This window comes from Collinsella aerofaciens (assembly GCF_015548375.1).
Taxonomy (GTDB): Bacteria; Actinomycetota; Coriobacteriia; order Coriobacteriales; family Coriobacteriaceae; genus Collinsella; species Collinsella aerofaciens_AB.
In genome coordinates, this window is record NZ_JADMWW010000003.1 from 38,632 (window position 1) to 61,390 (window position 22,759).

A 22,759-nucleotide genomic window follows, 5' to 3' on the forward strand; every position below is an offset into this window, starting at 1 on the left:
ATTCCCGTAAAGAACCCGCAACCTTCCACCCACTCATTGGGGACAGACTTAAATGAGTACCCGCTCATTGGGCACTCATTTAAGTCTGTCCCCAATGAGTACCCAGCCAAAAAGGGGGCGCGACCGCAATGGTCACGCCCCTCAGCATCGGCTATGTGTCGGCCGGCGCTTACGCCAATTTTGCACCGACGATCTTTGCCGCGGCCGGCTTGTCGAAGTTACCGCCGGTGGCCTTGCCGAGTGCGCCCATGACCTGGCCCATCTGCTTCTTAGAGGTCGCGTCCAGCTCGGCGATGACCCGCTCGATCAGGGCCTCGAGCTCCTCGCCCGAAACCTGCGCGGGCAGCAGGCTCTCCAAGATCTTGACCTGCTCGGTCAGGTTGTCGGTACGCTCCTGGTCGGTACCGGCCTTAATGGACATCTCCAGCGTCTCGCTCGTCTGCTTAATCAGACGCTTGATCATGCTGTTGACGTCTTCCTCGGTCACATCGCGGCGCTCGTTGACCTCGATGTTCTTCACCTCGGCCTTAACCTGGCGAATGATAGACAGGCGAACCTTGTCCTTGGCCTTCATGGCCGCAATCATTTCCTTCTGCAGTTCTTCGTTGGTCATCTGCAAATCCTCCTCAATAGTGCGGGCGGCACTCGCACGGGCGCCGCCCCATGATTACTTAGTCGTCGACGAATCGTCGGTCGAACTCTTGGTGACGCCCTTCAGGCTGACGTTGTACGGCACGTCCTTGGGCATGGGGTTAACGGTGATGTCGGCGTCCTTCTTGTACTGCTCCAGCCACTCGCTGTACGCAGTGCTTGCCGCCTGCGTCTTCACCACGTTGGAGACGTACTTCTTGATGTCCTTGGGCACCTGCTTAATGTCATCGACCTGATTATCGACATGGAAGTAGTCGGTGCACTTGATGATGTGATAACCATAGGTCGACTCGACGACGTCGCTCACATCGTCCTTGTTGAGTCCCTCGAGCGCCGCCTGGTAGCTGTCGACGAAGGTGGTGAGCTTGTCCCAGCCCACATCGCCCTTCTTCTCCTTGGAGCCGGTGTCGTCGGAATACTGCTCCACGGCGTCCTCAAAGCTCAGCTCGCCGGAGTTGATCTTGTCCAGGCACTCCTGTGCCTTGGCCTTGGCGGCGGCCTTGTCCTCGTCGGAAGCGTCGGAATCGACCTTGATCAGGATATTCGACGAACGACGGGCATCGTTGTAGTTGGACAGGTTCTCATTGATGTAGTCGACAATCTCGCTGTCCTTGGGCTTGCTGGTGGGTGCCACGGCATCCTTGAGCTTCTGCTGCGCCAGGCTCTCCTTGAGCGAATCCTTGTAGGTGTCCTCGGTGTAGCCGTAGGTCTTAAGGGTCTTCTTGAAAGCCTTAGCGCCGCCGGCACTCTTGCAGGCGTCCTTCCAGGCCTTCTCTACCTCCTCGTCCGAGACGGTCACGCCGTTTTCCTTCTGCGCATGCTGAAGCAGAATCTGCTGCGTGTAGGAGTCGATGAGCTGCTTGCGATACTTCTTGGGCGTGAGGTCATTGTCGACCAGGTACTGCGCCCAGTCCTTGTCCTTGGTGTAGCCGTAGGACGTGCGCATGCTCATGATCTGCTTGGTCACGGTGTCCTCAGTGAGGTTGGTGCCGTTGATAGTGGCAGCCACACCACCAGTGAGCTTATAGCCCGAGCTGGCGCTTTCGGTCTGCGACATCAGGCCGGAGCACGCCATGGCCGAGACGGAGAGCAGCATCGCCAGCACGCCGATGACCACCAGGACAATCTTGACGGTCTTGGACACATAGGTCTTGCGCTGCTTCTTGCGAGAGCTGGAGGCGGCGCGGGACCGTTGCTCGGACGTCGGCGCGACCTCGGGGTTCTTTTTCTTATTTGCCATGTTTGGCCTTTCGCATCACGAATCGAACAAACGCCATTGTGTCACAACGCAGCCCCGCGGCACACCCGGCGCATGGGACACAGGTTAATCTGCACCATTTTGGTGCAAAGGGGACAGGTCTGGCAGCTGGCAGTTAGGGACGTTCCTTTTCTGCCGGCAGTTAGGGACAGTCCCCAGGTGCCGGCCTTAAAAGTGGCGACGGATGGCGTCGACCATGCCCTGCGGCGTGGTTTGGCCGAGTACATCGGCTGCGGCATCGGCATCCATAAAGATATTCATAAGCGCTTGCAGGGCCTCGACCTGGCCGCCCGGCTCGGCAATGCCCAGATTGATGATGATCTGCGCCGGTACCGGAGCGCCCATGCCTGCCATCGCGTTAAAGGTCAAGGGCGCGGCGGGCTTTATCACCGCGATATAGGGCTTGGACACAAAACCGGGATCGGTATGCGGGATGGCGATGTTTGCTGCCGGCATGGCAAGGCCCGTGGGATAGGCATCCTCGCGTGTGCGGACGGCGTCGAGCCAACCGGAGGCAATGTAGCCGCGCGGAGCAAGCTCGCCCTCAAGCTGCGCAAACACCTCATCCGGCGTCGCGCACTCCCAATCAAAAAACACCAGCTCAGGCGAGAATAGCATCTCGGCGTTATCTGCCATACCGTCCTCCAAAGTTGTATGAGGTTCACAATGCCCCATATGATATCGAAACGAGGCAGGCAAGGTTAGTCGAGGATTCCAATCATCTCGAGAGTGCGGGCAGGCGTCAGGCAAACTTCGGGCATCGCCTCCAGCATGCGCCGGTCGCCCGTGACCACATAGTCGACATCTGCCGTCTCGCCCGAAGCGATGATGAGGTTGTCTTCAAGATCCGGCATGCGCTTGCCAAGCATGCGCGCCATTTCGCACTCTGCCAACGAAAGCGGAGAGGCCGTCGCCACCTGCATCATATGCTCGATGCAGGCCCATGACGCCGAGGCAAACGATACGTTAATCCCATTCGCATTCCGCCGGGCTAGACGACGAGGCAAAATATAGAACACATCCTTTGCCGTCGTTGGCGCATACAGAAGGTCGATCTTTCCCGCCTCGGCCAGTTCAACCAATCTTTTCGCTTCGTCGAACGCCCCTTCTTGCAGGTAATAATCGAGCCAAACGTTCGTATCTACCAAGAGATGCTTTGCCTCAATCATCGACAATTCGCCTCAATGTCGGCAATCATCGCATCATACATATCATCTCGTACGGCATCCCAGTCGTCCGCCGAAGATTCGGCCGATGCGAAATCCGACGCACTCATCCCCAACGAGGAAAAAGCCAGGCCACACCCCTGTTCGGCGAGGCTCTCCACACGGGGCGCCTCCCGCTTATCCGCCACCATAAATCCCGGCAACGTTTGATGCTCGACGAGATAGACCCAAAGTGCACGAATGGCATCGCTCGGTCCCAACCCATTGCGAGTTAGCACCGCATCGCCACCAGCTTTGAGCATAGGATCGATTCGTGTGTTGAGCTGCACCGTTGCTGCACCCATAGCGGCTCCTCTCTACTTGCTAGCAGTATAGCAAACATGAAAGGCCGCGCAAAAGGGCCCCGCCCGAGAACGGACGAGGCCCTGTCAGATTGGTAGTGTCGAGAAAGGTGGTGTAGCGCCCGATCCGAAGCGAGTCGGCCTGGCGTCCAAGAACCTAGAATACGGTTGATGCCCTATGCCGCCGACCGGCATATGAAAGCCAGCGGGCCAAAAGCCCCATGGCTTCTAGCCCGCAGAAACATCGATGTTTCCAAATGATCGCAGCTTGTGCTTCAAGCGCTTTTCTACGCTACCGGCGGATGCAAATCCCAATCGGGAAAGCAGTTTGCAAAGCCCGTGAGATTTTGGGTCAAAACATTGTTCTCAGCTTGCTTCAGTCGCTCGTCCTCTTCAAACAGACTATCGAGCTCGCTCAATGCATCGAGGTCCTGCATTGCAGCATCGTTATGGTCGAAATCAGTCACTTCATCAGCCATCTTTTTCACTCCATTCATGGATTATCGAGACAAATCCTACCGGCTAGGCAACCTTCTCAAGCTTAAGCAGGTCGCTGCGCTCGGCCGCAGTTTCCTTCGCGCTCTTCCACTGATTAAGCGCCAGATCGATCTCGGAACAGCCTTCCTGGATGCGTTTGGAGTATTTGGCCTCAATCTCTTCTGCCTCCGCAGCGCGCTGCTTGCCCGAGAGGCTCGTCTTTACTAGACAATAGCCAGCCCCCGCAAGAAGCAAAATGCCAATAACCTGGTTTACAAATGCAAAGAAAGCTACTCCCAAAACAGCGAGGACAACGGCCGCTATCTTGTGGCTCTTGTTGCCCTTCGCAACCTTGACATCAAGCTCAGCGAGCTCCTTTTTCTTCTCTTCACCGACATAGCGAACATAATCGCCGCGCAGCGCATTACCCTCATCGCCGGTAACCGCCCTGCTTGTCCATCCGTCGAAGTCAAGGGTGATCGCCTGCGGAAATTCGGGGATGTCGCTCTTGCGATACCGGTTGAAACCACCGTTGATGTAGGAACCCAAAAACTGAATCGCGGTCTTCTTCTTATGCACATCCACAGACGCACTCTGGTCGCGCATCGAGCGTGTCATCTGGTCGATGATGTTCATCGTCTGCTGACGCTTCTCATCGCGGCGACGATTGACGAGCTCTCGGGCGCGCTCCACGTCTCCGCCAAATGCCTTGACCGCAAGAAGATACTCCTCCTGGCGGCGCAAATTTCGCTCCTTGGAGTCATCGGAGTTAACGAGCTCCATCAAATGCCTGTCAACCTGCTCGGCAAGCGTCCTCTCGTCAACATCAGAAGCCTTGAGGTCGGCGAAGTCATTGGATATGCTCTCGATTGCCTCGACTTTTCCGAGATACTTATTGATGTAGTCAAACTCCTTGACCACCACCTTGAGCGCCGGATATCTCGAGCTCATATCCTCCTCGTAGCCGGTAAAGTACTCCGCCCATGACTCTGACTGCTCATTCTCGAACTCAGGGCTCTGATTTCTGATCTGCTCGATCCAGCCCGCCATATAGTCGTCGCACAGGTGCTTTTCGTCGGTTCCGAAGATGCCGTTGATATAGGCATCGATGTAGACCATCGCATCGGCATCGATGCGGGTGGCGTTTTGCGTCGAGAAGTAGCGCGCTAGCCATTCGTAGCACGTAGCCGTGCGGTTATTACGTCTGCAGATCAGAGCCATCGCAAGCGACGTGTGCTCGTTGTCACGTTTGACAGCCTCGCGTATTGCGCGCTCTGCAAGATCTCGGTTGTTGTTGATCCATGCCGCAAGGGCAACCAGGACAGGTGCCAGCCAGTAGTCCGGGGTAGAGATCATTAACTCCTCGGAGACCGTCGAAATCGTCGCCTTGCGCACGAGCGCCGCATCGGTTGCCTGGAGAATACCGACCATGGTGTTTCGAACCACTGAGTAGTTGCCGAACTTTTTGTCCATCTCCTGCCGGACGCTCACGAGCTCCGTAGTCGCCTGCTCAAGTGCGGCGGTACGACGCTGCTCGAGCATCATCTCGAGAAAGTCCTTTCGGAGCTTTTTAAGGTCCTTCCGCACTTCCTCCATTTGCGATTCGACCTTATCGACCTTCGTGGTCATCTGGTCAACTTTTGTTCCAATAGCGGCGATCCTGCGCTCGATAAGGACAGTATCTACTCCCGAATCACTCATCTGTACCACCTTTCAGTTTGCACTGTTTAGATCATCCAATAGCTTTAAGCGAGTAAGCGCCCGCCATCTGCTTTATTGAGAGGCCATGCTTCGGTATTGCTCGGACACCTGCTGATAGGCCACAAGAAACTTCTGTTTGTATTGGCTTGCCTTCATCGAATTGACGATGCGCCCGACGGGCTCCACATAGTGTTCGAGAAAGTACGAGGTCCTTCTTCGTAACGCAAACGAACCAGTTTTATAGGGGGACCCGGGGTTCTCTCTAATGCCCTTGAGTAGTGCGAGACACGTTTTGGGTATGTTGCAGTTGGTGGCGATATCTTGATAGAAACTCTCCCGCTCTGCAGTCATAAAGTCTTCCGAAGCATACCGCGCTATGCAGAACGGGCACACAGCATCGATAAAGCTCTCAAGCCGAGGCCGATCCTCCATGCTCTGCATATTGGCGACCACGAGCGATACCATCTGAACCTCAAAGTCACGCATGTTGTAGAGCGTCGACTCAAACAAGTCGATCAAGTCACGCACTTCGTCATATTCAAGAGGGATATCTTCGGCCCTTTTAAAGAAAACCACCATCGAACCCGAAAGACCTTCACAAAACTCATCGCAGTAAGCAACCATAAACTGTGCCGCCGCGTTGTCTTGCATCATATTGAGCACGTCCGCGGCAAATTTGCGGGCCTCCGGAAAGTTACCACCCTTAAAAAACTTGATGGCATTGTCCTTGGCAAACGCGACTTTGCCCGTGGCCCCCAGACGCGCCCGCGAATAATACATCTCGCGGCCGCACTGGTTGCAATGAACCTTTCGCGTTGCGGGGTCAAACTCGACATCGGTGCTGCCGCAGCCCTCGCAAGTTATTCCGTTGATTTCCAATAGCTTCCCCCACTTCAACCATCAAAGTGCCCTGGCAAAAAGCAACACGAGTTCTTATTTGACAGCGGTCAGCGCCGCATTGCGCTTTTTCCAGATACGGCGCGCATCATGGACAAGGCCAACCGTAACATCTGCTGGCTCATCGGCACTCATGGAATTCGAGACGGCCTCGAGCGCAGCGGAGAACTGTCGCTCAATCTCTTGAGCATGGGGCTGCGACATGTTGGAACTAAAGGAGATGTCGTCTTTGAGCACTTTGAGTTCGGCTTTGACCTGAGCGTCTTGCGCTACGGCAAGGAGCTGTCCCACATACGATGCAAATTGCGCCGTTTGAACCGTCTTTGCCGCCACGGCGGCAACCTTTTGGTCCACCTGGCGGGCATTGAAGGCTAGACCCATCTGCACAAGGACAAGCACAGCAAGAAGGACAACGTTTACGACAACTGGAATCGTGCTGCCGCCCCACCCATATGCCGCAAACACAAAGTACGTGTTGGCCAGAAGGGCAACGACAAAGTAGGCACAGCTGGATGCGACCGGCAAATAATGGATTTCGGTCGTGCTTTTGACCGTGGACTGCCTATCGGACATGGTAGCCGAAATCGAAGCCACCGCAAAAGCCAAAACCCCAAAGCCAAGCGACATAGCAAAGACGATAGGATTCATCAGCGCGTTTTTGCAGACAAACATGATTACAAGCCACGCCACCAGGACGATTGCCTCGCCCAAAATGACACGTTTAACAGAACCGTTCATCTTTGTTTCTCCTTATTGGATCTTAGTTCCGCAATCGGGGCAAAATTTGGTCCCCTCGGGCAACTCAGCTCCGCAGCTCGGACACTTTGGCGAGGCCAACCGGTTCCCGCACTCAAGACAGAACTTGGCACCGGCCGGGTTAAGATGCCCGCACGCCAAACACGCAACGCCCTGCTCGAGCTTCTGTCCGCATTCCGGGCAGAACTTAGCACCCATCGGATTAACGTTTCCGCAACTGGGGCACACGGGACCGTTTTGCATACTTGCGGACGCGGGAGTCGTTCCGACCATGGGGGTAACAGTGCCCAGGGTCTGGTTGGCCAAGTTGGAAAAGCCAGCTCCAAATGCACCGCCCATGCCAACGCCCATGCCGAGTCCCATGCCGGCTCCCATGAGGCCCGATGCGGCACTTCCCTCATTGTCCGCAGCGCTCTGCATTACGTCCATACCGCGCTCCTGCTGATAGTCGTAGCCTTCGCGCGCACGTTTCCTGGCAAGCGCCTCGGACTCGATGTCCATCTGGGCGGCGTTACCCTGCGCCTCGAGAATGCTCCGCTTACGTTGGATCTTCATCTCGTTGATGGCGGCAAGATCATCTTCGAAGGGTTTGATGCTATTGAACGAGAAGTTATCGAGCGTGAGGCCAAACTCATCGAAATAGTTAACGAGCCTGCCCTGCATCTGAGACGAGAAGTCGCTCAGATGTGTCGCGATTTTTAGAACGGAAACCCCTTGGTCAACAATCGCCTTAGCAAGCAAGTCGGGAACATACTCAAGGATTTTTGCCCGCATAAAGGAGGTAAGTTCTTCTCGCGTATAGCGATCTCGCGTGCCCACGACCTTAACAAGGAACTTCCTCACCTGAATGGGAACCAGACTCGAGTCGTTCTGCTCGATATGCGCGCCAAACAAACCGAAGGCGCGAACGTGAACGTTGACGTCTTCCTCAGGGTCTTGAACGATGATGGGCTCGGTCGTGCCCCAGCGTAGCTCGTTCATGTAGTTGGTATTGATAAAGTACACAACGGAATGAAACGCCGAGCTACCGCCGGTAAGCGAATGAGCGGCATTGCGGAACGGGGCGAATCGGCTGTCTCCCGTGTCGAGCTTGATCTTGCACGGACCGACAAACACGCTTACCTGAGAATCGCCGGCACCCGTAGCGTCAGTAGAACTGCCCGCCCCCATATTGTTGGTAAAAACGGCAATCTGCGATTGCGCAACCTGAAGATAGGACCCGTTGGGGAAATCCTCGTAGGGATAGCGGAATGAGACAAGCGAGGCATCTTCGTTGTTGCCAGGCTCCCATTTGATATTGTCGACAGAAAAGGCACCGAGTATTCCGCTGTGCTTTTCTTCCTTTTCGTTATCGCTATGGAACAGAGACATGCTGATTCCTTTCGTTAATCCCAAACCACGCGCTCCGCGTGTCTAATGAATTGCGAAATGCCGAGCCGACAGGCGCATCGAAAGCCCGTGCGTCTCAATCTATCCCCCAACTTAGCTCGGTTAATTATAGCCCTCAAGTCATCGCATTTAGTCACCCACCGGCGAGCGGCAATAATGTCGCACCTTTGGTCAACTGACGAAGAACCGGGGGGGTTCGAACCCCAGATACCCTTTTGGGGCATACCCGCTTAGCGGGCGAGCGTCTTCGGACTCTCGGTCAGCTCTTCGTAACGGCCGTTTTAGCTGTAACTAAACTCGTCGGATGGAACAAGGGGAAAGGTATAGGAGCCGCGCACGCCGTAATGCCAAAATGCCTCGGCTAAAGTTACTAGCTCTCGTGATAGGCCATAATCGACCGGCACGGATACCCTTCAGAGCCGCATTCCGCGGACGCTACGACCTTTCCGTCTTTATAAAACTCGACGTACCAAACGTACGTTGCCGCCCCCTCCCAATAGCTTGGCCTATCAGCGACCTTGTACGTAATAGAGGCGTCATCTGGCACAATCAACTCGCGCTTGGCGTTTGCAATGAACGCATCCATGTCGGCGATCACGCCATCGTCGCCCGCAGCGGCCTCCCCATCGTCGCCGCTATCGGATGCCGCTTCAGATGGTGCTTGAGATGCGCCAGTTCGATCGTCTGCGGTGCCAGAGCCGTCCTTCAAAGAGTTCTCCGAAGGCTCCGCCCCTTTGAATGCCTTCCACATATCGCTGCTTGCAGACGGCTTTTCAATGTCGGCCTCCGGATGCTCCCCGGCAATCTCGTCAAGAATTTTGCACGCTTCTTCACGCCCCTGGACCATCGTCTCCTGTGGTTTGCCACCATCCTCGACGGTCCTCACCAAGTAGGTGCCATTCTGTCTATCGAATTCCTTATTTTGAATTTGCACCGCGTCTACGACCTCAGGACCCTTTGCAGTAAGCGAAATATAGAAATCTGCCTGGTTACAATCCTGACTACAAGTAAATTTAACGATGCCGTCCTTGCAGACAGTAATGACTTGGCTCTCACCCTGAGCAATAAAACCGTCATACCGATTCGTCATATTGTTGGAGCCTTCTACCATCTCTGACGAAGGCATAACCGAAACGGCCTTTCCATCAACAAAGCAGTAGGCACCTACAATCGCCGAAATATCGTTCTGCGCATCGACAGACCCAATAAGCAGCTCGTCAATTCCGTCACCGTTCAAATCATCGAAAGCATAGTAGTAGTTTAAAAAGCCGGGAGCATTCTGGCTGTCATAAACGAATATCTGCCCCAGCCCAGAATCATCGCCGCGCCCCAGAGCCCAGTCGTCGTAGTTGGCAGTACCAGCTCCCTTCTGTTCGCAATAGCTCACAAAGTCCTCGTAACGCGCAACCACGCCCTCGTAGGCCTCGTGCGCTTTCTTGTTAGCTGCCGCGACCTTCTTTTTAGACGACTTGTTCTCGACTGCAGCCGGCTGTTCCTGCTGCTGCAGCTGAGGCAGCACAAAGGCCTCGTAAGCTTTGACCAGTGCGTAGGCGACACCAGCGGTAAAGATGATTGCTGCAAGAATGGTGACAAACGTAGGCACGGCAAAACGGCCGATCTGCCGACGCTGCATCATAAAGGCCGCAAAGGACATATGATCAGAGTGCGCCGGAAAAGCGCTCTCTGCGCAAGATGCAGCAGGATCGCTCGTCGCTTTTCTATCAGCAGGCGCCTTTGCTGTACCTGAAGGAAGCGGCTGCTGAGCATTCGCCGGCGCATCATCCACATCCAACGGTTTTCCGCATGCGGAACAGTATCGCGCCCCGTCTTTGATCTTTGCCCCGCAGCTTGCGCAGTACATATATCCCCCCTAGAACTTCAGCGTATCGAAACGATAGCCCACAGCCTGCAAACAGAAAAGGCCCAGGACAATTTGCTCGACTGTAAACCTTTTCTTTCACCTTTCAAATTCGCCTGACCCCACGCGGAAGGCATGCGACGGGCTACTTGCTAGGCGCGAGCCATGTGCAGCTTGATTGCCTTGAAGATGATGTTGGCAACCGAGACGATAGGCCAAAGTGCCACCATCGTCATCGGGGCTAATTCGGGAACAACCGGAACCGCTCCGTGAATCACGCTGCCCAACCAGTAAAAAAGCATCAGAACAACGACAGGAAGGCCCACGAGAACCACAAGTTCGATTAGCATAATCGTGATACCGATAATGCCGCCACCATAGACAAAGGGAAGCCTTACACCGCTGCGGTACAGCGAGATAATCACCTTCCAGGGACCAATCAGAAGCAGCGCCAGCAGAATCATATAGTCGAGCCCCAGCGAGCCCCCTCCCAGCACGTAATTGAAAAAGAGCACATAGAGCAACGAAATCACCGACGCTCGCGTAAGGGACCCGATGGACTCGCGAAGTGAATCTCGCAGGCAAGCAGCGGTCTCTGCATCCTCCGCCGCTTGAAACTGAGCCTCGACAGACTGGCTCTCAATCGGCCGGGCCTCAACGTAAATCGCATCTCCCGCCGTGCTGGCCGCAGCCGCGACCGTAGGCGTTCCGCACACGCCGCAGAACTTGGCGCCGTCGTTAATCTCTGCTCCACACTGTTTGCAATGCATGATCGGGTCCTTTCTCGTTACCCCTTTTCTTGACGATCACAAGATACGATTTGTCGTTTATCCGATATAGAGATTTTGACCGGGTAATTTTCCTAAACGTGCTACGCTATTAAACCTGCAGCTAGAGACAGGGGTAACAATGTTTGAGTTCTCCCAAACACGCACCGTTGAAGGTTCGATTCCGTTTAAGAAAGTCAACCTCATAGAGAACGAACCCAATAGGCCCGTTGGCGAGGCCCAGCTTGTCTTTGAACTCTACATGCCCACCGAGCTGGCCGGCAGCAAAAGCAACGAAGGGCCCGCACACAGCGAGCGCCATGCCGATCTGATCAGGCTGGCATCATGCATCGAACCCACCGCCGTTAAAGAGCAGCCCTTCCGCGCAAGCCTCTTTAACGTACTTGATTACGCCGAACAGACCGGGCCGCTTTTTGGCAAGCACGCAATAGAATCCGTACGCGATTGGGCCAATGCCGCGATGGCAGCACTTATTGCCATGCGCATCCAGGAATACCTCAACGGGAGCTGCACCATCGCAAAGGTCTCCGCATTGGAAAGAATCGAGAAATCAGTGGTAACCTGCGCGGCAAACGGGTCATCCTTCAAGATCTACACCACTATCCTGAGGGCGGGCGGAGATTATACCGACTCATTCAAAAACCTGCCCATCGTGCGCAAAATCGAATCCGATGCGGGATATTTCTACGCCTTTATGTTTATGATCGACGAGGAAGAATCCCTCGTTGCACTCAACGTGCTCTCTTTTGAACACGAGCTCACCGCCAATGACTTCAGTGTTTTGCAGGCGATGTTCTACATGGACGAAGACTCCAGCTCGGAGATTTCAGCGCGACTCAAGGTCAGCAATAGCGAGGAGAGCTTCTATGTAATCGACCCTCAAGCAGATATCCAGGAGCGCCGCGAAGAACTCGACAACGATGACCGCGATGCACTCACCGCTTTGGTGCAGGCGCTCGTGATCTCGCATCTCTCGGGCGCGCACGTGGATGTGTTCCAGGGCAACGAATCCACAGGGTTCCTCTCGTTTGACAGCTATCTCTCGTGGCTCTGGTTTGATTTTTCGCGCAAGCTGAGCACCGTCAAGATCGGCTATTGTGAGCAGTGCGGACGCGCCTACTCACTTGCCGGGCATCGTGGCGTCAAACGGCACTACTGCAGCGATCGATGCAAGACCGATGCAAAAAACGAGCGCACGCGCAAGGAGACGGCAAAGATACGCGAGTTGTTTGGAACGGGCGCCAGCGTACGCGACATCGCCAACGAGATAGAACGTCCCGCGGCCTACGTGCGCTCGCAGCTCAATAAATGGACCAAGCTCAAGCACGATCTGGATGTAGACATTGAGTTAAACGGCTTTGACAGCTCCGAGCTACTCAAACGCTGCACCATTGAGAAGCTCGACCTCAACAACCTCCTCAACGCCAAGCGCAAAAAGCAGATTCAGGACTATGCCAAACTCAAGCGCCTCGTTAAGTAGAAACGCTGTCATTTCTTTGCCATCCGATTGACGGGTGGAAAGTTACTCATATACGTGTTAGTAATATATATGTTAGTAATACATATATGAACGAGGCGCATCATGTTTGTTGGACGTCGGGAAGAGCTTGAATCCCTGGAAACCGCCTATCAAAAAGGTTCCTTTCAGTTTGCCGTAGTCTATGGAAGGCGTCGCGTGGGTAAAACCAGCCTGCTTCGCGTCTTTACACAGGGCAAACCCCATGTGATCTTCTTTACCGGACAGCAAACCGTTGCAAGCGAAAACCTCGCGCTGCTCAGCCGCGAGATACTTGGCGATAGCGCCGCAGGAGCAGCGTTCCCCTCTATCCAGGTTGCACTCGAATCCGTCTTCGAACACGCCAAAACAGAGCGAATCGTTCTGATTATTGACGAGTATCCCTACCTCGCCGAGAGCGATCCGGGCGTCTCGTCGTGCCTGCAAACGCTTATCGATCGACATAAAGACACGAGCAAGCTGTTCCTCGTGCTCTGCGGATCGTCCATGAGCTTTATGGAACACCAGGTACTAGGACACCAAAGCCCTCTTTATGGACGCCGCACCATGCAGCTGCGCATTGACCCCTTCACCATCTTTGACGTGGCTCTCATGCTTCCCGATGCACCCATCGAAAGGGTCATCGAGCTGTATTCCGTTGTTGGCGGGATGCCGCTCTATCTATCGCAGCTCGATGGCACGCGTTCCACTCAATGGAACCTTGAGCATGCGCTGTTGCGTCAAGATGCGTTTTTGTATGCCGAACCCCAGAACTATCTGCTGCAAGAGGTCCGCAGCCCAGCTATCTACAATGCCGTCATAACCGCCATTGCCAACGGCTGTGTACGCTCCAAAGAAATTGCCGATGTTACCCACCTCGCAACTCCACAGGTCGCGCGACTGCTCGACGCATTGATCGAGCTGCGAATCGTTGAGCGCGTCACGCCTGTTGTAAAGGCAACAAAACGCAGGGTAGTCTATCGGATCTGCGATAACCTGTTTAGGTTTTGGTATCGGTTTGTTCCACAGTACGCAGGAACGATCGAAGAGGGACTCGGGGCCGCCGTTGCTGCACGTATCGTCAAACGTGACCTGCCTACCTTTGTGGGCCCTGCATTTGAAGAAGTGTGCCGCCAGTGGTTGATGCGGCAGGTTGTTGAGAGCGAGCTGGATGTGCTGCCCAAGGCAATCGGCTCTTGGTGGGGCACGAACCCGAACACGCGCCGGCAAGAAGAGATTGACGTTGTGCTTGAGGACGCCGATGGGGAGCTCATCGTTGGCGAGTGCAAATGGAGAAACGAGCCCGTAGATACCGACGTTCTTGAAACACTCGAGTGGCGCAGCGCGCTGCTGGGCCGGCCGATCAAACAGTACTACTTGTTTAGCAAGAGTGGATTTACCAAAGCGTGTCAAAATAGAGCGGCTCAAACAAGCAACGCGAGGCTTGTTGGGCTCGAGCAACTACTATAAGAAAGGGGCTTGGAAACAGTTTTCCAAGCCCCTTTCAGTTTTTATTCGATTCCCACCTTTTTGAGCGTATCTTTGGTGACTTCCGCAACTTGATTGGGATCGACGTGGGATTCCCCTGAAATAGAACCGTAACCTGAGGTTGAGAAATCAAGGAAGTAGTATGTCCGGTAATTGTGCCCATAGCCAAATTGCTGATATAGAGCATTATAGTCCGTCTCGGAAATTTCCTTGCCCTCCGACGCATAATATTCTACGTAGCCATTGCCCTCGCTCGGCTCAACTCCCCAGGACTCGTAGTTGCTTACAAGCGAAAAAACATCGCCTTTCTTGCCATATACCGAAGTATTGTCCCCGGCCAAAGCCTGCCTGCCAGCGAGCAATGCCGTAATCGCATTGCTCATCTCATATGTTCTTTGGCTTACGAGGATGCTGCCGCCATCCGCTTTAACCAGCGGAAGAAACATCGTTCCTCCATTGCTGTTATCAAGCCAATTTTGACTGTAAAGTCTCTTGACACCACCATCAGCTGCCGACCAAACCTCTACGGTGTAGGACTTCTGAAGTCCCTCTATATCTCCATTCCAAGCACTCTTTAATTCGTCATCGCTCATACCGTTCACAACGGTCAAGAACTCAGGCTGGCCATCCTGATCAAAATCAACGAGGTCGACAAGGCAAAGCCCTCGCATCGCATAGACAGAATCAGTCACCTCAACAATTTGTGGCTCTCCATAACACGCTAGGTATTCCTGGCACTTTTGCTTGTAAGCGGCATACGCAGCGGTATTGTCCGCCGCGGTGCCTCCATCCTTCTTGTCGCCTTTGTCTGTCTTTGTATCGGCCTCGTTGACCTTAGGCACCTCGAGGGAAACCTCTTTTACGGCATCAGCGGATTTAGAGTTATCAACGACTTCGACGGGGATAGCCCACTCGACTTTGGAATTAGAGTCCTTAACGGTAAGAGTATATTTTCCCGGTTTAACATCGGGAAACTGGCTTACCGTGAAGCCCTCGTCACCCTTAACCTCAGCGTTGGTGCTGTAGCCGTTGTCGCCGTTCAGGGTCACCGAGTACTTCTTGAGCTTCTCGCCCTTTGCGTCGGTCGGGGTGATCTTGGATTCTTGGACCACCACGATGGCTTTGTCCTGGCCGTAATGGGCAACGTCGCCGGACTTGCTAAAGAACAGCAGATAGCTAAAGATGGCAATGACTGCCACACCAACGACGATACCAACGATATAGAGCGCCTTGGGCTCCTTTTTCCGTGCGGATGCATTCACCGCAGAAACAGGGGCTGGCGCCGCGACGGGCTTGACGACCGGATTGCTCGGTTTTGGCCGGTCGGCGCGCACGGCAGGAATCGAAGGCGTTGCACCGGACGACACGTCGTCTTTGGGCTGGTCGTCTTCTTCGTCCGCTACGGGTTCGCTCTCCACGGGCGACTTTTCCTCCCCCGCCTCGGCACCGGCGGAAGACTCCTTCTCCGTTTCGCCACTAGCGAAAATCTCTTCCGCAGCTTCATTGATAACGGAAGGTTCTTCTGCCACTTCGTCGCTGGCAGAGCTCAGTACCGCCTTTGCATCCTCGAGCGCGTAGCCGCACTCAGTGCAGTAGCGCAAATCGTCATCAAGCTCAAACCCACAGTTGGGACAGAACATGTTAGTCCTCCTTATCGACTTTCACCGTTGTACCGTCCTTGACCTCATCAGGGGTTACTTCGGACCCCACTTGAGACTCATCATCCCAGGACGCAACCAAAATCTCGCAATTGCCGTCCGCAAAAGAACCGAGCTCATAGTCTTCGGTGCGATACACCAGTCCCTTGGATGTCACATACAAGCATGTTGAGCCCTTGATTGAATAGTCTGAAGAATCGCTCCGCATGAGCATAGAATTGTAATCAGACGGATGCTCTCTGCGCATTTCCGTAAGATACGGCCAAACTGCCGAACTCATAGAACTGGCAAGATCCTCGGTATCAATGCCAAACATGTCCTGAGGACTAACAGTATCACCCGTATGCAAATCAAAAATAACACCAGTCACAACCGTGTCGCCATGCGGACCCCATCCCGTCGAATAGCGCTCGTCACGGATACAAAAATAGTTCTCATCCATGTACGTAACCGTCACGTTTCTCGATATGCAGGGAAATTCGCCGTCGGGGTACAGCTCAGCATTTGATTGCTCATTATCTGATGCTCGATTCGTTCGCTCCGCATCAATTTGAAGTGGCTCGAGAATCGCCTTGTTAATTTTGTCTTTGATGTCGTCTTTGGCGGAGCTCTTAAGATGCGGATAGGACCATTCCATGTCAGTCCGCTCGCCCCGATTTAACATAGGGTCGACCGGAGCAGACACCGTCAATGATTTTGCCTCCAACGTATAGACAACTTCTTCGGCCGCTCTCTCGTCCTTCTTGGGCCTTTCGGTCGTTTGCTCCTGCTGCACGGATTGCTGCTGGAGATTGGGCTCGATGACGTTCTTGTAGAGCATGAAAGCAGCGTAAGCGATGCCTGCCGCGGCGATAAATGCGGCGATCATGATAGCGAACTGCGGCACTAGGCGGTTACCGACCTGACAGCGTTGCATAAAGAAGTTGTACATCTGGGAGTGACCGCTACTCGCAGTCTTCGAGACCGGTTCGGGGCTCGGTTCTGCTGTGGACTCGGCATTCGCGGATCCTATCGCAGAGTCCGTTTCGGTATCTGTGGGTTCCAATATGACTTCAGCGGACGATGATTCTCGCTCCGGCGGCCTGCCCTTGGGCCCCTCCTCGGCCGCAGTCTTGCCCGAGAGCCCGCCCAAGGGCAGGCCGCATTCGGTACAGAATCGCGCATCGTCGCTTATTTTGCTACCGCATTTGGGGCAAAACATGGGCCTTCTTCTCCGATTCCCTTTAGTTTCGCTGAGTCGTAAGTCACTCACACGCTGTACGCTACGTAGTTTAACTATTTCTTAAGCAAGCCAATAGGCCGCTTGAACAGACGCATACCCGCTCAAGTGACCCTATACCGGCTAGTTATCCTAGCTCATGGCATGAGTGTTAGTGCAAGAATTTTCGCTGAACAGAGCCGCATCTCGAAGTCCGAACCGATGCTCAACTTGAAGCCATCTTTATTTATCGAGATGGAGATATCGCCGCTGATATCCATATCATGCGCGCAGCCAACCGCCCTCATTTTTCGAGACCACCCGTCACGTTATCAGGAGCCCGAAATCAAAGAGATAGTAAAAGCCGATTGGGTCACACGTGATTCCATATGCCCCAATCGGCTATTCTGATTGTTTACACCTCAACGAAACCTAGGCGACCCATTTACACGCGCTAGCGCGCCGCATCAATTGCGACCTTGCCGCTCTCCAGCACGTGGACGCGACCGTCGGCGAGCATCTGCACGACCTCAGGGTACAGCACGTGCTCAATCGCGTGGATGTGCTCCTCGAGCGTGTCGACGTCCCAGCCCTCCTCAACAGCCAGCGCACGCTGGGCGATGATGGGGCCGTTGTCGTAGATCTCGTTGGCAAAGTGCACGGTCACGCCGGTCACCTTGACGCCGCGAGCAAACGCGTCGTCAATCGCGTGGGCACCGGTAAAGCTGGGCAGCAGCGCCGGATGCAGGTTGACCACGCGATTGGGGAACGCCGCCAGCAGCGGCGTGTGCACCATGCGCATATAGCCAGCCATCACCACGTACTCGCAGCCGCGTTCGAGCAGCTCATGCGCGATGATCTCGTCAGCTGCGATGGGGTCGGCATAGACATCCTTGGACAGTGTGAGCGTCTGGATACCCGCACGCTCGGCGCGCTGCAGGCCCTTGGCCGAAGGACGGCTCGACACCACAAGCTCAATCGAGGCGTTGAGCTTGCCGGCGGCGATCAGGTCGATCAGCGCCTGCAGGTTGGTACCCGAGCCGCTGATAAGCACGCCAATCTTGAGCGGTTCGGCCGTATCGGTGCCGGTCGGACGGGTGTAGGGCACAAAGCCCAGGCCCTCGGCAGCAGCCATCTGCTCGCTAGCGCTCATCGGAGTACACGACCTTACCGGAACCCTCGACGCACTCGCCCACGCGGAACGGCTTCTCGCCCAGCGCGACCAGCGCCTCGATCACGGCGGCCTCGTCCTCGGGGGCGACGATCAGGCACAGGCCGACGCCCATGTTGAAGGTCTTGCATGCCTCGTTGGGCGCAAGCTCGGCCTGACGCGACACGTAAGTAATGACGGGCGGAACATCCCAACCCATCTCGGCGCCGTTGCGGGTGACCACGGCATCGACGTCGTCGGCGAGCGCGCGGTTGAGGTTCTCGGTAATGCCGCCGCCGGTGATGTGGGCAATGGCGTGCACGTTGGCACCACCGCGGAGTAGCTCCAGAATCGGCTTGACGTAGATGCGCGTGGGAGCCAGCAGAGCGTCGGCCAGCGAAGCGCCGCCGAGCTCCTCGAGCGGACGGCTCAGTTCCTCGGCCTTAGCAGCAGCCTCGGGCGTACCCGGCTTGATACCGTCGACACCGATGACCTTGCGCACGAGCGAGTAGCCGTTGGAGTGCACGCCGGTGGAGGGCAGGCCCAGGATCACATCGCCGGGGCGAACGTTCGCAGGGTCGAGCATCTTGGGACGATCGACAACACCCACGGTAAAGCCGGCGAGGTCGTAATCGGCGGGAGCCATGACGCCCGGGTGCTCGGCCATCTCGCCGCCCACGAGCGCGCAGCCCGCGAGCTTGCAGCCGTCGGCCACGCCCTTGATGATCTTTGCCATGTGCTCGGCCTCGATGTGACCGATGGCAACGTAGTCCAGGAAGAACAGCGGCTCGGCGCCCGAAGCCAAAATGTCGTTGACGCACATGGCGACCAGGTCCTGGCCCACCGTCTCGTGACGGTCCATGATCTGAGCGAGCACGAGCTTGGTGCCCACGCCGTCGGTACCGCTAATCAGAATCGGGTCTTCCATATCCTTAAGCGCGGCGGCCGAGAACAGGCCACCGAAGCCACCGACGCCGCCGATGACCTCGGGACGGTTGGTGTCCTTAACCATTTGCTTAATAGCGTCGACGGCGCGGCCGCCCTCAGCGGTATCGACGCCGGCATCCTCATACGTCACATGCTTGCTGTCGCTCATCTGAGCCTTCCTCTCCCACTACCGTCCGCCGCGCGGGCGCCAAACGGTGCTCATAGTTGCGTTCATTTCGGCGTGTGCCATAACAGCACACGCCGTCATATCAACAAAACAGCAGGTAAAACCTACCAGAATAAACCTGTCCCTACATGGCAGGCTTTAGGCCTCGCCGTGCTCCTCTTCCCAGCTGCGGTCGTCGTATTTCTCGACCACGGCGTCGTCGTCAAAGTGCAGCGGCTTATCCAGGTTGCGGGGCTTAAAGCCCTCCATAAACTTATCGCGGCCAAAGCTCTCGGGAATCGCCACGGGGTAGCGGCCGGTAAAGCACGCATCGCAGTAACCGCCCTTGGGCATGACCTTAAGCAGGCCCTCGACCGAAAGGAAGGCCAGCGAATCGGCGCCGATATACTCGCAAATCTCGTCGACCGTCTTGTTGGCGCTGATAAGCTGCGACTGCACGTCGGTATCGATACCGTAGAAGCACGGCCAGATGACCTCGGGCGAGTTGATGCGGATATGAATCTCCTTGGCGCCGGCGTTGCGCAGCATCTTGACGAGCTGCACCATAGTGGTGCCACGCACGATGGAGTCGTCGATCACGACGAGGCGCTTGCCCTCGATGTTGTCGCGCAGCGGGTTAAGCTTCATGCGCACGCCCATGGCGCGCAACTCCTGCGTAGGCTCGATAAACGTACGGCCCACGTAGCGGTTCTTGATAAGACCCTCGCCAAAGGGAATACCGCTCTCGTGCGAATACCCCTCCGCGGGCGGCAGGCCGGAGTCGGGCACGCCGATGACCAGGTCGGCCTCGACGGGCTCCTCATGTGCCAGCTGACGACCCATGTCGTAACGGCAGGCGTAAACGCTCTTGCCGTTCATGATGGAGTCGGGACGGGCGAAGTAGACCTGCTCAAAGATGCAGTTGGCGGGCTCTTCGGCTGCAGGCACGCCCTGCTCGGATACCAGACCCTCGGCGCTGATGCGCAAGATCTCGCCGGGGCGGACGTCACGGACGTACTCGGCGCCCACGATGTCGAGTGCGCAGGTCTCGGAAGCAACGACCCAGCCGCCGGCGCGCGTGACATGGACGGCGGAGTCGACCGTCGCGGCGCCGTCTTGCGAGGGCAGCTGCGAAACGGATGCGGCATCGGCCTGGTCCAGACCCTCGTCCACCAGCTTGCCCAGCACGAGCGGGCGAATGCCGTGCGGATCGCGGAATGCGTAGAGCGCCTGCTCGTTGATGAGCGTCATGGCGTAGCCGCCGCGCACGAGCTCCATGGTCTTGCGAATGCCCTCACGCAGATGACCCGTACGCTGGGTAAAGTAGCCGATAAGCTTGGTCGCGACCTCGGAATCCGAATTGGAGAGGAACGGCACGCCCAGCTCGATCAGCTGGCGGCGCAGCTCGTCGGTGTTGACCAGAGTGCCGTTGTGAGCAAGCGCGATAATGACGCTGTTGATGGTAGAAAGATGCGGCTGCGAGGCTTCCCAGCTCTTGGCACCGGCAGTGCCATAGCGCACGTGGCCCACGGCCAGCTGGCCGGAGAGCGTCGACAGGTCGGCGTTGGAGAACACGCGGTCGAGCAGGCCCAGGTCCTTGCGAACCATAACCGTGCCGCCGTCACCCACGGCGATTCCCGCCGATTCCTGGCCGCGGTGCTGCAGTGCACGCAGGCCAAAGTACGTCAGTCGAGCCACGTCGCGATCGGGCGCCCACACACCAAAAATGCCGCATTCCTCATGCAGCTGGTCGGAGTCCGGATCATACGTCGACATGGTCTTCACCTGTCCCGCGGCGCGCTCGGCCGCGTGGATGGTTTCTTGAGACATGGCATCCCCTCAGAGCCTCGTTATTTGGCGTTACCTGCCCTATTATACGCACGGCGCGACGCGCTCCCCGGCGCATGAGCAGCGCTTTTTAAAAGCCCACCGAGCTAATAATCAGTTTTGTTGCCAAACATTTTATCGGTCTGTCCAGTGCAAGCGCCCGCGCCCCCAGATGGCCGCCGCGTCCACCGTTGGGGATTACAAAGTTGCAATTGGGACGTTCGTCCTGTCTTTTGGCAGGTCGGCGGCGTATCCTTATAACCTACAACAAAGCGAGAAAGGTTCTGTATGGATCGAAACGAACTCGACCCCAGCGTCCCCAGCGCCACGGAGGTCAAGAAGATCCCCCTCATCATTAAGGTGTACGCCGTCCTGTGCATCCTTTCCGGCGTGGGCACGCTCCCGTCGGTCGCTGCCTTTATGTGGCAGGTCATCACGGCACTTGTTAACGGCAACGCCACCGAAAAGCTCGGCGACAACACGCTCGTCGCAGTCGGCCTTATCGTCGCCGGCATCATGCTCTCTGCGGCAAGTGCCGTCATCCTAATCATCTTTGGCCTGGACCTTATCAAAAACCAGCGCCGCAACGCCGCCCGCCTGTCCTACATCCTTATTGCATTCACCGTCGTCGAGCTTTTGGTCGACGTGATGCTCCAGGGCATCGGGCCCTTCCTGCTGCGTCCCGCGATCCAGCTCGGCATCCTCGTTGCACTTTCGGCAACCGTCGACCCCACGCTGCGCCAGGAGCGCGAACTGCAGCGCCGCCTGCAGGAGATGCTCGACCGCGACGCCGCGGCAGAGGGCATGCTCGGCCGCGATGAAACCGGCGAGGGCTACATCAAGCTCAACTACTTCAACCTGTTCTGGGTGTTCTTTGTCTGCTGCATACTCGGCCTGATCGCCGAGGACATCTGGCACATGACGGTCGACGACCCGGGCGTCTATCAGAACCGCGCCGGCATGCTGTTTGGCCCCTTCAGCCCCATCTACGGATTTGGCGCCGTGCTCATGACCATGGTGCTTAACCGCTTCTACAAAAAGAACCCCATCATCATTTTCCTGGTGAGCGCCCTACTCGGCGCCAGCTTTGAGGTGTTCGTGGGCTGGTTTATGCAGACCGCGTTTGGCGTGGTCTCGTGGAGCTACTCGCACATAACGCTGTTCGGTTTGCCCGATCCGCTCGTGGTCCTCACGGGCGGACGCACCTGCACGGGCTTCGCCTGCCTGTGGGGCCTGGGCGGCCTCATCTGGATCAAGCTGCTGCTGCCGAGGCTGCTTAAGCTTATCAACAAGATCCCCTGGAAGAGCCGCTACTCGGCCACCGTCATCTTTACCGTTATCATGCTGGTCGACGGCGTCATGACACTGCAGTCGCTCGACTACTGGTACCAGCGCGTTAACGGCACGGAGCCGGACATTCCCGTCGCACAGTTCTACGGAGAGCACTTCGATAACGAATACATGGAAAACCGCTTCCAGAGCATGACCATGAGCCCCAAGGATGCGACGCGCGTGTAGCGCCAACCGCGCCAAAAACGCAAAATGCCCGCCGGTATCACACGTACCGG

General features: G+C 56.1%; 20 protein-coding genes and 1 pseudogene. 3 read left to right on the forward strand and 18 right to left on the reverse strand.

The genetic code is table 11. The annotated features are described in order from the left end of the window. Positions 1–169 precede the first annotated feature (169 nt). The 12 genes from I1969_RS02285 to I1969_RS02340 form a co-directional block, all read right to left on the reverse strand. Positions 170–613, reverse strand: a complete 444-nt coding sequence (locus I1969_RS02285; protein WP_195232525.1) for a GatB/YqeY domain-containing protein — start codon at positions 611–613, stop codon at positions 170–172. A 54-nt stretch (positions 614–667) separates the two neighbouring features. After that, on the reverse strand, positions 668–1,891 hold the full coding sequence (locus I1969_RS02290) for a peptidylprolyl isomerase (RefSeq protein WP_195232527.1): 1,224 nt from the start codon (positions 1,889–1,891) through the stop codon (positions 668–670). A 186-nt stretch (positions 1,892–2,077) separates the two neighbouring features. Continuing rightward, complete coding sequence (locus I1969_RS02295) at positions 2,078–2,545, reverse strand: PTS sugar transporter subunit IIA (RefSeq protein ID WP_195232528.1); 468 nt, start codon at positions 2,543–2,545, stop codon at positions 2,078–2,080. Between the two features lie 65 nt (positions 2,546–2,610). Further along, positions 2,611–3,078, reverse strand: coding sequence for a PIN domain-containing protein (locus tag I1969_RS02300; RefSeq protein ID WP_229028208.1), 468 nt, complete (start codon positions 3,076–3,078; stop codon positions 2,611–2,613). Beyond that, positions 3,075–3,419: a type II toxin-antitoxin system RelB/DinJ family antitoxin gene (locus tag I1969_RS02305; protein ID WP_195232533.1), complete on the reverse strand. Its 345-nt coding sequence runs from the start codon at positions 3,417–3,419 to the stop codon at positions 3,075–3,077. The genes I1969_RS02300 and I1969_RS02305 overlap by 4 nt, the downstream gene beginning before the upstream one ends. Before the next feature lie 284 nt (positions 3,420–3,703). Continuing rightward, positions 3,704–3,895: a hypothetical protein gene (locus I1969_RS02310; RefSeq protein WP_156599436.1), complete on the reverse strand. Its 192-nt coding sequence runs from the start codon at positions 3,893–3,895 to the stop codon at positions 3,704–3,706. A 43-nt stretch (positions 3,896–3,938) separates the two neighbouring features. After that, the gene (locus tag I1969_RS02315) at positions 3,939–5,594 is read right to left on the reverse strand and encodes a hypothetical protein (protein WP_195232535.1); all 1,656 of its coding nucleotides are present in this window, start codon (positions 5,592–5,594) and stop codon (positions 3,939–3,941) included. Positions 5,595–5,666: 72 nt separating this feature from the next. Then, positions 5,667–6,473, reverse strand: coding sequence for a hypothetical protein (locus tag I1969_RS02320; protein WP_195232536.1), 807 nt, complete (start codon positions 6,471–6,473; stop codon positions 5,667–5,669). Between the two features lie 54 nt (positions 6,474–6,527). Then, positions 6,528–7,229, reverse strand: coding sequence for a hypothetical protein (locus tag I1969_RS02325; RefSeq protein ID WP_156599427.1), 702 nt, complete (start codon positions 7,227–7,229; stop codon positions 6,528–6,530). Positions 7,230–7,241: 12 nt separating this feature from the next. Beyond that, on the reverse strand, positions 7,242–8,618 hold the full coding sequence (locus I1969_RS02330) for an SPFH domain-containing protein (protein WP_195232538.1): 1,377 nt from the start codon (positions 8,616–8,618) through the stop codon (positions 7,242–7,244). Positions 8,619–9,006: 388 nt separating this feature from the next. Beyond that, complete coding sequence (locus I1969_RS02335; RefSeq protein WP_195232540.1) at positions 9,007–10,497, reverse strand: zinc ribbon domain-containing protein; 1,491 nt, start codon at positions 10,495–10,497, stop codon at positions 9,007–9,009. A gap of 149 nt (positions 10,498–10,646) precedes the next feature. Next, positions 10,647–11,264 (reverse strand): zinc ribbon domain-containing protein, encoded by a 618-nt coding sequence (locus I1969_RS02340; RefSeq protein ID WP_195232542.1) that lies wholly within the window; start codon positions 11,262–11,264, stop codon positions 10,647–10,649. 139 nt (positions 11,265–11,403) lie between these two features. Here I1969_RS02340 and I1969_RS02345 point away from each other — a divergent pair, with 139 nt between their 5' ends. Next, entirely contained in the window at positions 11,404–12,762 is a 1,359-nt protein-coding gene (locus tag I1969_RS02345; protein WP_195232544.1) for a hypothetical protein, read from the forward strand. A 102-nt stretch (positions 12,763–12,864) separates the two neighbouring features. After that, a complete protein-coding gene (locus I1969_RS02350) occupies positions 12,865–14,247 on the forward strand; it encodes an ATP-binding protein (RefSeq protein ID WP_195232547.1) in 1,383 nt (460 codons plus the stop codon). Positions 14,248–14,288: 41 nt separating this feature from the next. Here the strand turns inward: I1969_RS02350 and I1969_RS02355 are convergent, their stop codons facing one another. The 6 genes and pseudogenes from I1969_RS02355 to purF all read right to left on the reverse strand — a co-directional run bounded on the left by I1969_RS02355 (position 14,289) and on the right by purF (position 21,194). Then, positions 14,289–15,905 (reverse strand): zinc ribbon domain-containing protein, encoded by a 1,617-nt coding sequence (locus I1969_RS02355; protein ID WP_195232549.1) that lies wholly within the window; start codon positions 15,903–15,905, stop codon positions 14,289–14,291. A 1-nt stretch (position 15,906) separates the two neighbouring features. Further along, complete coding sequence (locus tag I1969_RS02360) at positions 15,907–16,854, reverse strand: DUF4163 domain-containing protein (RefSeq protein WP_229028209.1); 948 nt, start codon at positions 16,852–16,854, stop codon at positions 15,907–15,909. 204 nt (positions 16,855–17,058) lie between these two features. Continuing rightward, positions 17,059–17,124, reverse strand: a pseudogene (locus I1969_RS11285) (zinc-ribbon domain-containing protein); the annotation flags it as partial. A 451-nt stretch (positions 17,125–17,575) separates the two neighbouring features. Further along, positions 17,576–18,274 (reverse strand): phosphoribosylglycinamide formyltransferase, encoded by a 699-nt coding sequence (gene purN, locus I1969_RS02365; protein ID WP_195232553.1) that lies wholly within the window; start codon positions 18,272–18,274, stop codon positions 17,576–17,578. Beyond that, complete coding sequence (purM, locus tag I1969_RS02370; RefSeq protein WP_195232555.1) at positions 18,264–19,367, reverse strand: phosphoribosylformylglycinamidine cyclo-ligase; 1,104 nt, start codon at positions 19,365–19,367, stop codon at positions 18,264–18,266. The genes purN and purM overlap by 11 nt, the downstream gene beginning before the upstream one ends. A gap of 156 nt (positions 19,368–19,523) precedes the next feature. Then, complete coding sequence (gene purF, locus I1969_RS02375; protein WP_022094211.1) at positions 19,524–21,194, reverse strand: amidophosphoribosyltransferase; 1,671 nt, start codon at positions 21,192–21,194, stop codon at positions 19,524–19,526. A 285-nt stretch (positions 21,195–21,479) separates the two neighbouring features. Between purF and I1969_RS02380 the strand changes: the two genes are divergently transcribed. Continuing rightward, positions 21,480–22,709, forward strand: a complete 1,230-nt coding sequence (locus tag I1969_RS02380) for a putative ABC transporter permease (RefSeq protein WP_117564037.1) — start codon at positions 21,480–21,482, stop codon at positions 22,707–22,709. Positions 22,710–22,759 lie beyond the last annotated feature (50 nt).

Bases quoted from the DNA above. Each gene is read 5' to 3' on its own strand.
- I1969_RS02285 (WP_195232525.1), bottom strand. From the start codon at position 613: ATGACCAACGAAGAACTGCAGAAGGAAATGATTGCGGCCATGAAGGCC.
- I1969_RS02290 (WP_195232527.1), bottom strand. From the start codon at position 1,891: ATGGCAAATAAGAAAAAGAACCCCGAGGTCGCGCCGACGTCCGAGCAA.
- I1969_RS02295 (WP_195232528.1), bottom strand. From the start codon at position 2,545: ATGGCAGATAACGCCGAGATGCTATTCTCGCCTGAGCTGGTGTTTTTT.
- I1969_RS02300 (WP_229028208.1), bottom strand. From the start codon at position 3,078: ATGATTGAGGCAAAGCATCTCTTGGTAGATACGAACGTTTGGCTCGAT.
- I1969_RS02305 (WP_195232533.1), bottom strand. From the start codon at position 3,419: ATGGGTGCAGCAACGGTGCAGCTCAACACACGAATCGATCCTATGCTC.
- I1969_RS02310 (WP_156599436.1), bottom strand. From the start codon at position 3,895: ATGGCTGATGAAGTGACTGATTTCGACCATAACGATGCTGCAATGCAG.
- I1969_RS02315 (WP_195232535.1), bottom strand. From the start codon at position 5,594: ATGAGTGATTCGGGAGTAGATACTGTCCTTATCGAGCGCAGGATCGCC.
- I1969_RS02325 (WP_156599427.1), bottom strand. From the start codon at position 7,229: ATGAACGGTTCTGTTAAACGTGTCATTTTGGGCGAGGCAATCGTCCTG.
- I1969_RS02330 (WP_195232538.1), bottom strand. From the start codon at position 8,618: ATGTCTCTGTTCCATAGCGATAACGAAAAGGAAGAAAAGCACAGCGGA.
- I1969_RS02335 (WP_195232540.1), bottom strand. From the start codon at position 10,497: ATGTACTGCGCAAGCTGCGGGGCAAAGATCAAAGACGGGGCGCGATAC.
- I1969_RS02340 (WP_195232542.1), bottom strand. From the start codon at position 11,264: ATGCATTGCAAACAGTGTGGAGCAGAGATTAACGACGGCGCCAAGTTC.
- I1969_RS02345 (WP_195232544.1), top strand. From the start codon at position 11,404: ATGTTTGAGTTCTCCCAAACACGCACCGTTGAAGGTTCGATTCCGTTT.
- I1969_RS02350 (WP_195232547.1), top strand. From the start codon at position 12,865: ATGTTTGTTGGACGTCGGGAAGAGCTTGAATCCCTGGAAACCGCCTAT.
- I1969_RS02355 (WP_195232549.1), bottom strand. From the start codon at position 15,905: ATGTTCTGTCCCAACTGTGGGTTTGAGCTTGATGACGATTTGCGCTAC.
- I1969_RS02360 (WP_229028209.1), bottom strand. From the start codon at position 16,854: ATGTACAACTTCTTTATGCAACGCTGTCAGGTCGGTAACCGCCTAGTG.
- purN (WP_195232553.1), bottom strand. From the start codon at position 18,274: ATGAGCGCTAGCGAGCAGATGGCTGCTGCCGAGGGCCTGGGCTTTGTG.
- purM (WP_195232555.1), bottom strand. From the start codon at position 19,367: ATGAGCGACAGCAAGCATGTGACGTATGAGGATGCCGGCGTCGATACC.
- purF (WP_022094211.1), bottom strand. From the start codon at position 21,194: ATGTCTCAAGAAACCATCCACGCGGCCGAGCGCGCCGCGGGACAGGTG.
- I1969_RS02380 (WP_117564037.1), top strand. From the start codon at position 21,480: ATGGATCGAAACGAACTCGACCCCAGCGTCCCCAGCGCCACGGAGGTC.